The organism is Glycomyces tarimensis, assembly GCF_054776215.1.
Genome location: NZ_BAAHCB010000001.1, coordinates 135,170 through 144,648 on the forward strand (window position 1 = coordinate 135,170; position 9,479 = coordinate 144,648).

Below are 9,479 nucleotides of genomic sequence, written 5' to 3' on the forward strand. Positions count from 1 at the left end.
CTAGGCAGACGCGGGGCAGGGGACGGGCGATGCCCGTCCCCTGTTGCGCGTCCCCGCTAGGATGCCGTGAACGTCTCGACCCTTCAGGGAGACAGCATTGTTCGGCATCCTCGTCCCGTGCCCCTCGCGCACTCCGCACGATCTCAAGCCCCGGTGGATGGGCCACTTCTGCGGCCTGTGCCTGGAGCTGCGCGACGACGCCGGACAGCTCGCGCGTCTGACCACGAACTACGACACCCTCTCGCTGTCGGTCCTCGTCGAGGCCCAGCGCGACACCGAGGCCGACAGCCGCACCGCCGGGCCCTGCGCCCTGCGGGGCATGCGACGCCAGCGCATCCCCACCGGTGACGGCCCGCGCCTGGCGGCGACCGCGTCGCTGCTGCTCGCCTCGGCGAAGCTGCGCGACCACGTCGACGACGGCGACGGCTTCGCCGCCCGCCCCGGCGTCGCGGGCGTCGCCGGCAGGACCGCCGAGCGGTACCGCTCGAAGGCCGTCGCCATCGGCGAGTCGATACGGCTGTCGGTCGACCGGGTGATGGACGCCGTCGACCGGCAGAAATCCGTCGAGGAGGGCTTCACCGCGGGCACACCGCTCGCGGCGGTCACCGCGCCGGCCGAGGAGGCCACCGCCGAGCTGTTCGCCCACGCCGCGCTCCTGGGAGGGAGCGCGGACAACGCCGGGCCGTTCCGGGCCGCCGGCGCGGCCTTCGGCCGCCTCGCCCACCTCCTCGACGCCGCCGAGGACTTCGACGACGACGCCGGGCACGGGGCGTGGAACCCGCTCGCGGCCACGGGCACGGGCGTCGACGAGGCCGGGAACTTGGCCCGCAGCGCGCTCGCCGACATGCGGGCGGCGCTCGAGACCGCCTCGTTCGTGGACGCGACGATGGTCAAACTGCTGCTCGACCGCTACGCGGCCCACGCGGTCACCAAGACCTTCGGCTCGGCCTGCGCCACCGCCGCCTACCGGCGCCCGGACCGCGGCGACCATCGGCACCGAGGGCACGAGGGCGACTGGCGCCCGCGGCGGCGCGGCTTCTGGACGGGCCTGTGCGCGGCGACGGCGCTGTTCTGCACCTGCCAGATGTGCTGCGCCGACCAGTACCACGATCCGTGGACGGGCCAGCCGCGCCAGGTGCTGCCACCAGTGCGAATGCTGCGAGGCGTGCGAATGCTGCAACTGCTGCAACTGCTGCGGCGATTCGGACGGCGACGGCGGCTGCTGCGACTGTGACTGCAACTGCGGCTGAGCGCGCCTAGGTCTCGCCGATGGCGGCCGCCTGGCCGGTGTCGATGCGGCCGATCTTGTCGCCGTCGACGGTGAAGTCCCAGTAGGTCGTCATCTCGCCCCACTTGTCGTCGTGGACTTCCACGATGAGGCGCGAGCCGCCCATGGACTCGCGCGTCGGCGTCAGGCGGGCGTTCGCCTCGAACAGGTTCGTCTCGCTCCACTCGGCGAGATCGCGTTCGGAACCGTCGTCGGTCAGTGCCGCGTCGCCGGTCACGAGGTCGAAGTAGGCGGTGCGGTCGCCCGCGTTGACCGCGTCGATGAGCGCGGCCACGATCGGATTCGAAGGTCTCATCGCCTCATTGTCGCGATCGGGGCCGAGGCGGGACGGTGAAACCGCTGATCCGTCGCCTCACCCGGCCGGTTCGAACAGCGCGATCGTCTCGAAGTGCTGGGTCATCGGGAACGCGTCGAAGGCGCGCAGGCGCGTCGGCGCCCAGCCGTGCTCGGCGAAGGTCTTGACGTCGCGGGCCAACGCCCCGGCGTCGCAGGCGACGTAGCAGATCGCCCTCGGGCGGGCGGCGATCATCGCGGTCACGACGTCGGCCCCGGCGCCGCTGCGCGGCGGGTCGAGGACCACGATGTCGGCGCGGCCGAGCGCGGGCAGGGTCGCGGCGACGTCGCCTTCGATGGCGCCGGCGTTCTTGAAGTCGGCGAGGTTGGCGGCGGTGCGCGAGGACTTGGCGTTCTCCACGGCCACGACGCGTCCGAGTTCGCCGACGGCGCCGGCGAGCCCGGCGGCGAAGAGGCCGGCGCCGGCGTACAGGTCCCAGGCGGCCTCGCCGTCGCGCGGCTGGAGGAAGTCGAGCACGCACTCGAGGAAGGTCGGGGCGGCGAGCGGGTGGACCTGCCAGAAGCCGTCGAAGTCGAGTTCGAATTCGAGCTCACCGACGCGCTGGTGGACGACCTTGGGGCCGCTCTTATGGTGGGGGCGGGAGGTGCGCCGCATCTGGGTGTAGACGGCGAGGCGATCGTCGTCGGAGTCGACGACGCCGACAGCGCCGAGGCCCTTCCAGTCCTTGGCGAGGACCTTGGACGAGCGAATGGGCTCGGTGGAGATGGGGCACTCGTCGATGTGGACGATGTCGCGGGACTTGTGCTTGCGCAGGCCGGGCTTGCCTTCGGCGTCGACGGCGTACTGCATGCGGGTGCGCCAGCCGAGTGCGCCCTCGTCCCAGGGCAGCTCCTCGACTTCGACCCCTTCGAGCGCGGCGGGGTCGAGGCCGCCGATGCGGGTGAGCTGGTCGGCCAGGACGCGGGCCTTGAGCCGGCGCTGGGCTTCGGGGGCGACGTGCTGGAAGTCGCAGCCGCCGCATTTGCTCGGCCCGGAATGGGGGCAGGGCCGCTCGACGCGGTCGGGCGAGGGCTCGAGGATCTCCACGGCGTCGGCGAACGCGAAGCGCTTCTTGCGGTCGTAGACCTCGATGCGCACCCGCTCGCCCGGCAGGGCGTGGCGGACGAAGTACACCTCGCCGTCGACGCGGGCCACGCAGTGGCCTCCGGCAGCGACGTCTCCTACGGTGACGATCATCGTCCCTATCATCCCCTGATCTATGGGCCGGGGCCGCCCGACGGCGTCGGCGGCCCACCCGACCCGGTGAAAGCACGCCCGCCAGGTTACTACCCGCAGGGCCTCGGACGGCGGCGGTGCGCGCGGGGATGACCTCGGGCTCGTGCCGGCTTCGGCGAGGGCGTCCGCATATCGCCATGAAAATTCACATATGTGAATTATTGACTTGTTACGCGGGCGGTCGATACAGTACGCGCAGAGCGTGTCGGCAATCGTTTGCATTCGGCCGGCACCCGCTACAGAGAGGCCACCCTCATGTCAATGGCGAACCGAGCTCCCCGCTCGAGACGCAAAGCGCTCTTCCTCACCCTCGGCGTCGCGGTCCTCGGACTGCTCGGCGTCACCGTCCTCGCACCGCCCGCCTCGGCGCAGACGAGCACGCTCACCGTCGCCACCGACGGGAACGACGCGAACCCCGGCACCGTCTCCGCACCCCTGCGGACCCTCCAACGCGCGGTCGATCTGGCGCGACCCGGCACCGTCATCCAGATCCGCGGCGGAACCTACAGCCCGAGCACCAATGTCCGCATCCAGAAGGACGGCACGGCCTCCCAGCCGATCATCATGCGCGCCTACGAGCACGAGCGCGTCATCCTCGACGGCGAGGACATGCCGCACACCCCCGGCGAGCTCGACAGCTCGATCCCGCGCATCGAGCGCGGCGCGATCCACGTCGCCGGCGACTGGTGGCGTTTCGAGAACCTGGAGATCGTCCACGGCCCGTACGGGATCTTCACCATCGACGCGAGCCACAACGTCTACAGGAACCTGACCACCCGCGACAACTACGAATCGGGCCTGCACCTGTTCCTCGACTCCAGCGACAACCGGATCATCAACCTGGACAGCCACGGCAACCGCGACCCTCGCAAGAACGGCGAGAGCGCCGACGGCCTGGCGATCAAGGAGGGCGCGGGCCCGGGCAACGTGGTACGCGGGGCACGGCTGTGGAACAACGCCGACGACGGCTTCGACAGCTGGGAGTTCACCTCCCCGATCCTCATCGAGGACTCGGTCGCGTGGGGCAACGGATTCGACCGCTGGGGCTTCCCGGACTGGGAGGGCGACGGCAACGGCTTCAAGCTCGGCCGCGGCGCCGACACGGCGACCCACACCGTGCGCGACAGCATCGCCTTCGACAACGCCGTGGGCGGGTTCATCGACAACGGCAATCCCGCCTCGATGCGCATCGAGAACAACACCGCATGGGACAACGGCGGCAGCGGCTTCGTCTTCGACCGGTCGACGTCGACCCTGAACCGGAACCTCGCGGTCGGCAACGGCAGCGGCGTCAGCCTCGGCCCGTCCGGCGGCAGCGGCAACTCCTGGGACATCAAGAGCAACTGGAGCGACGCGGACCTGGCCAGCACCTCGGCCTCGGTCATCAAGGGCCCGCGCGCCTCCGACGGCTCGATCCCGGCCACGGACTTCCTCCTGCCCGAAGACCACCCGGGCCTCGGCGCCGACTTCTCCGGCGACGGCGGCGGCACGGGCGATCCGGACCGCTACGAGGCCGAGGCCACGGGAGCGAGCTGCGACGGCACGATCGACGCCGACCACCGCGGCTACTCCGGCAGCGGGTTCTGCAACACCGCGAACACCGCCGGCGCCGCCGCGCAGTTCACGCTCGAGGCCGACGTCTCCGGCACCGCGACGCTCCGGATCCGGTACGCCAACGGCGGCGCCGCCGACCGGCCCGCGAACGTGGTGGTGAACGGCTCGACCGTGGGATCCGCGCCGTTCGCCGCCACGGGCGCGTGGGCGAATTGGGCGGTCCAGGCCGTCACGGTGGAGCTGCGCGCGGGCGCCAACGCCGTCCGGCTCGTCGCCGCCGGCGCCGACGGCCTGGCGAACCTCGACCGCCTGGATCGCTCGACGAGCTGAGCCGACGTCCGGCCGGGCCCCGGCCGCCCAGTGCCGCCGGGGCCGCCTCAGCGCCGGATGCGGCGCAGCGGCGGGGGCTCGTGGTTCTCCCCGAGGATCCACGGGACGGTCACGATCATGACCCCGGGCACGTACTTGAGCTGGCGCTGGATCGCCTTCGTCGTCTGGTTGTGCAGGAGCCAACCGGACCACGGGAAGTAGTTGCGGGTGTGGCCCTTGCGCTGCCACCAGTGTCCGACGATGTATTCGGGCAGGTAGACGGTCACCACGTCCCTCGGGGCGTCGGCGCGCGCGGCCGTGACGTAGTCGACGATCGGGCCGGTGATCTCCCGGTACGGCGAGTCGACGACGGTGAGCGACACCGGGATCTTGCGCCGCTCCCACTCGGCCAGCAGCTCCCGCGAGGCGGCGGCGTCGACATTGACCGTCAGGGCCGTGATGGAGTCCGGCCGTGTGGCCTTGGCGTACGAGAGAGTCCGCATCAGGGGCAGGTTCACTGTCGAGACGAGCACGATCGCGTGGTGGCGCGTCGGCAGCCGCGGCTTGCCCGCCGGCAGCGCGGTCTCCTCGGCCACGGCCGTGTAGTGCCGCGAGATGAACCACATGAGCGCGTAGCAGGCGCCGATGATGAGGACGGCGATCCAGCCGCCGCGCCGGTAGTCGGTGACGGCGATGATGCCGAGGACGACCGCGCACATGAAGGCCGCCGCCAGCGCCGTCAATCGGGCGCGGCGGGCGCGGGAGCGCCTGGCGGCGTCGCGCTCGACCTCGAGGACGCGCCGCCAGTGGCGGACCATCGCGGCGTGGGCCAGGACCATCGACAGGAACACCCCGACGATGTACAGGCCGATGAGCTGGAAGGTGACGCCCCCGAAGACGATGACGATGACCGACGCGGCCACGGCCAGGATGATGATGCCGTTGGAGTAGACGAGCCGGTCGCCGCGCTTGTGGAGCTGGCGGGGCATGATCGAGTCCTGCGCGAAGATCGACGCGAGTCTCGGGAAGCCGACGAACGCGGTGTTGGCGGCCAGGAGCAGGACGCCGCCGGTGACGAGCATGATCGGCCACACCAGGAGCGCCTCGGCGCTGAACACGGCGACGGTGAGCTGGCCGATGAGCGGGTTGAGGACCAGGCCCTCGGGGACCCCGGCGAGCTGCGTCTCGGGGTCGACGGTGGCCTGGGCGCCGATGGCGTAGGCGAGGAAGACGATGCCGACGAACAGCGCGACGGTGGTCCCGCCGACGGCGGTGATGGCGGCGGCGGCGTTGCGGCCCCTTGGCGGGCGGAAGAACCGGACGCGGGTCGTGAACGTCTCGATGCCGGTGACGGCGACCGACCCGGCGGCGAAGGCGCGGGCGCACAGCACCAGGAGCGAGGCGGAGGTCCACTCCTGGGCCTCGCCGACGGCGCTGAAGTCGGCCGATGGCGGGTGGAGCTCGTCGCCCGCGGCGATGCGGAGGAGCCCGACGACGACCACGGCGGCCATGCCGGCGACGAACGCGAGCGCGAGCGCGGCGGCGACGCGCCCCGAGACGCGCCAGCCGCGCAGGTTGAACGCCGTGAGCAGGACGATGGCGGCCACGCACGCCCATTCGCGCCACTCGCGTATGTCCGGCCACAGGACGGCGAGACCGGCGACGGCCGCGGAGACGGACACGGCGACGGTGAGGATGTAGTCGAGGACGAGCGCGGCGGCGGCGAGGATGCCGGCGCGGGACCCGAAGTTGGCGGCCACGACGCGGTAGTCGCCGCCGCCTCCCGGATACGCCTGGACGGTGTAGCGGTAGGAGGCGATGACGGTGAGCATGACGACCGCGACGGCCAGCCCCGTCCACATCGAGTAGGCGTAGGCCGCGGTTCCGGCGGCGGCCATGATGAGGAAGACCTGTTCGGGGGCGTAGGCGATCGACGAGATCGGGTTGACTGCGAGTACCGGGATCGCGTACCGCTTGGACAGCTCGAGGGAGTGCTCGCGTTCGGAGGTGAACGGCTCTCCCACGAGCAATCGCTTGAAGACGGACAAGGACCGGGTCACGGCCGTAGCCTAGCGCCCCGCGGCGGGCCTCGGTGAACGGTGCGCGCCTGCGGGCGGCGGCGATCGCCCCGAAGGCGGCTCGGGCAGCGGGTAGCGTGGTCGCAGGGGCGACTCGACGGGGCGGTATCGTCGCATCGACGCCGTCGGGAGAAGGAGAGAGCCGAGTGCACGTGGTGATCATGGGCTGCGGCCGTGTCGGCGCGACGCTGGCGCGCGGCCTCGTGGAGCTGGGGCACACGGTCGGCGTGATCGACCAGAACCCCAAGGCCTTCCGCCGCCTCGGCCCCGACTTCGACGAGACCACGGTCCGGGGCAACGGCTTCGACCGGGAGGTGCTGGCGAAGGCGGGCATCCAGCGGGCCGACGCGTTCGTGTCGGTCTCCTCGGGGGACAACTCGAACATCATCGCCGCGCGCGTCGCCCGCGAGAACTACGGGGTCCGCAACGTCATCGCCCGCATCTACGACTCGCAGCGCGCCTCGGTGTACGAGCGGCTCGGCATTCCCACCGTGGCCACGGTGCGCTGGACGGCCGACCGGCTGCTGCGCCACCTCCTGCCGGAGGACCAGCAGCCGCTGTGGCGCGACCCGACCGCGACGCTGTCGATGGTCGAGGTCGTGTACGACGAGGCCTGGGTGGGCCGGCCGCTGTCGAGCCTGGAGCAGGCCACCGGCCACCGGGTCGCCTACGTGACGCGCTTCGGGCGCGCGACGCTTCCGACGCCCTCGACGGTGCTCCAGGACGGCGACCAGGTCTACATGCTCGTGGCCGACGACGGCGCTGAGCAGGTCGCCGCGATCGCGGGCAAGGCCCCGCAGGGAGGTGTCTGATGCGCGTCGCCATCGCCGGAGCGGGCAACGTGGGCCGTTCGATCGCCTCGGAGCTGGTCGGGAACGGCCACCAGGTCCTGCTCATCGAGCGCGACCCCGAGGCGATGCGGCCCGAGCGCGTCCCCGACGCCGAGTGGCTCCTGGCCGACGCCTGCGAGCTGGAGAACCTGCGCCAGGCGCAGCTCGAAGGCTGTGACGTGGCCGTGGCAGCGACCGGCGACGACAAGGTCAACCTCGTGGTGAGCCTGCTGTCGAAGACGGAGTTCGCGGTGCCGCGCGTGGTGGCCCGCGTCAACCGCGCCGAGAACGAGTGGCTGTTCAACGAGGAGTGGGGCGTCGACGTCTCGGTCTCCAAGCCGCGGCTGCTCGCCGCGCTCGTCGAGGAGGCCGTCAGCGTCGGCGATCTGGTGCGGCTGCTGAGCTTCCGCCAGTCCCAGGCGAACCTGGTCGAGATCACGCTGCCGCCTGAGGCGCCGCATGTGGGCAAGACGGTGGCCGAGGCGCCGCTGCCGCGCGATGTCGCACTCGTGGCGATCATCCGCGGACGAAGGGTCATCGCTCCCAGCCCGGAGGACACGCTGGAGTCGGGCGATGAGCTCATCTTCGTGTGCAACGAGGACGCCGAGGACGCCACTCGCGCGGTCATCCTGGGTCAAATGCGCTGAATTCGCGGTGCGGCGCCGAACAGGGGCAGCTGAATCGTACCGAATACCCAGTTCATCACCATTGGCTCTTTACAGGCGGCGGCCACCACGTTATATTGAGGTTTCTCGATATTTTAATCTGTTGGGAGCGCTATCATGCTCAGAATACGAAAACGACGTCTCACCAGCCTCCTGGTGGCCCTGGCGGCGGTCCTCGCCGCGGGCGCCTCGACGCTGCTGTTCGTCCAGCCCGCCGCCGGCCACGGCACCGTCACCAACCCGCCCGCCCGGCAGTACAGCTGCTGGGAACGCTGGGGCGACGACCACCAGAACCCCGACATGGCCCAAGAGGACCCCATGTGCTGGCAGGCCTGGCAGGCCAACCCCAATACCATGTGGAACTGGAACGGCCTGCTCCGCGAGGGCATGCAGGGCCAGCACGAGAGCCGGATCCCCGACAACCAGCTCTGCTCCGGCGGACGGGCCGAGGGCGGTCGCTACAACTCGCTCGACGCCGCCGGCGCCTGGCACACCACGTCGCTCAACAACAACTTCACCCTCCACTACGAGGACGTGGCCACCCACGGCGGCGACTACTACTGGGTGTACGTCAGCAAGCAGGGTTACGACGCCACCACCGACTCGCTCGACTGGGGCGACCTCGAACGGGTCGTCACCACCGGCGTCTACCAGCCCGGCGAAGCGGTCGACATCCCCGTCAGCGCGCCCGGACGCACCGGACGCCACGTCGTGTACGTGGTCTGGCAGGCCAGCCACATCGACCAGACCTTCTACTCGTGCTCCGACGTCTGGTTCGGCGGGGGCGGCCCCTCCGAGGAGCCGGACCCGGACCCGACCACGCCCGATGAGCCGACCCCGGACCCCGACCCGACCACGCCCGGCGAGCTGAGCTGCTCGGCGACCGCCTCGGTCAACAGCTGGGGCTCCGGCGCCAGCGTCGAGGTCACGGTGTCCAACAACGGATCACGCGCGGTCAACAACTGGATGCTCCACTGGACGTGGCCCTCGGGCTCGAACCTCTCGGTCACGAACATCTGGAATGCCGAGCATTCGCAGATGGGCGGGATGGAGATGGCCGAACCGATCGGTTACAACCAGTCCATAGCCGCGGGCAGCTCGGTCACCTTCGGCTTCAACGTCAGCGGTTCGCTGAGTTCGATGCCGTCGCTGGACTGCCAGCCCGCATAGACGAGTGCGGCCGGC

8 protein-coding genes are annotated in these 9,479 nt (G+C 70.9%); 5 read left to right on the forward strand and 3 right to left on the reverse strand.

Annotated features, from left to right (window positions below):
* Positions 1–97 precede the first annotated feature (97 nt).
* Positions 98–1,234 (forward strand): DUF5685 family protein, encoded by a 1,137-nt coding sequence (locus ACYVK3_RS00630; protein WP_460495298.1) that lies wholly within the window; start codon positions 98–100, stop codon positions 1,232–1,234.
* A 22-nt stretch (positions 1,235–1,256) separates the two neighbouring features.
* On the opposite strand, the gene ACYVK3_RS00635 is transcribed toward ACYVK3_RS00630, so the two are convergent.
* Both ACYVK3_RS00635 and ACYVK3_RS00640 read right to left on the reverse strand, forming a co-directional pair.
* Positions 1,257–1,583: a nuclear transport factor 2 family protein gene (locus ACYVK3_RS00635; protein ID WP_460495299.1), complete on the reverse strand. Its 327-nt coding sequence runs from the start codon at positions 1,581–1,583 to the stop codon at positions 1,257–1,259.
* A 57-nt stretch (positions 1,584–1,640) separates the two neighbouring features.
* The gene (locus ACYVK3_RS00640; protein ID WP_460495300.1) at positions 1,641–2,819 is read right to left on the reverse strand and encodes a class I SAM-dependent RNA methyltransferase; all 1,179 of its coding nucleotides are present in this window, start codon (positions 2,817–2,819) and stop codon (positions 1,641–1,643) included.
* 300 nt (positions 2,820–3,119) lie between these two features.
* Here ACYVK3_RS00640 and ACYVK3_RS00645 point away from each other — a divergent pair, with 300 nt between their 5' ends.
* Positions 3,120–4,742, forward strand: a complete 1,623-nt coding sequence (locus ACYVK3_RS00645) for a right-handed parallel beta-helix repeat-containing protein (protein WP_460495301.1) — start codon at positions 3,120–3,122, stop codon at positions 4,740–4,742.
* Between the two features lie 47 nt (positions 4,743–4,789).
* Here the strand turns inward: ACYVK3_RS00645 and ACYVK3_RS00650 are convergent, their stop codons facing one another.
* Positions 4,790–6,781 carry an APC family permease gene (locus ACYVK3_RS00650; RefSeq protein ID WP_460495302.1) on the reverse strand — a complete coding sequence of 664 codons (1,992 nt, stop codon included), beginning with the start codon at positions 6,779–6,781 and terminating at the stop codon, positions 4,790–4,792.
* A 164-nt stretch (positions 6,782–6,945) separates the two neighbouring features.
* On the opposite strand from ACYVK3_RS00650, the gene ACYVK3_RS00655 reads away from it, so the two are divergent.
* From ACYVK3_RS00655 to ACYVK3_RS00665, 3 genes are all read left to right on the forward strand, one after another.
* A complete protein-coding gene (locus ACYVK3_RS00655) occupies positions 6,946–7,611 on the forward strand; it encodes a potassium channel family protein (protein WP_460495303.1) in 666 nt (221 codons plus the stop codon).
* On the forward strand, positions 7,611–8,276 hold the full coding sequence (locus ACYVK3_RS00660; protein ID WP_460495304.1) for a potassium channel family protein: 666 nt from the start codon (positions 7,611–7,613) through the stop codon (positions 8,274–8,276). The genes ACYVK3_RS00655 and ACYVK3_RS00660 overlap by 1 nt, the downstream gene beginning before the upstream one ends.
* Before the next feature lie 135 nt (positions 8,277–8,411).
* Positions 8,412–9,464, forward strand: coding sequence for a lytic polysaccharide monooxygenase (locus tag ACYVK3_RS00665; protein WP_460495305.1), 1,053 nt, complete (start codon positions 8,412–8,414; stop codon positions 9,462–9,464).
* Positions 9,465–9,479 lie beyond the last annotated feature (15 nt).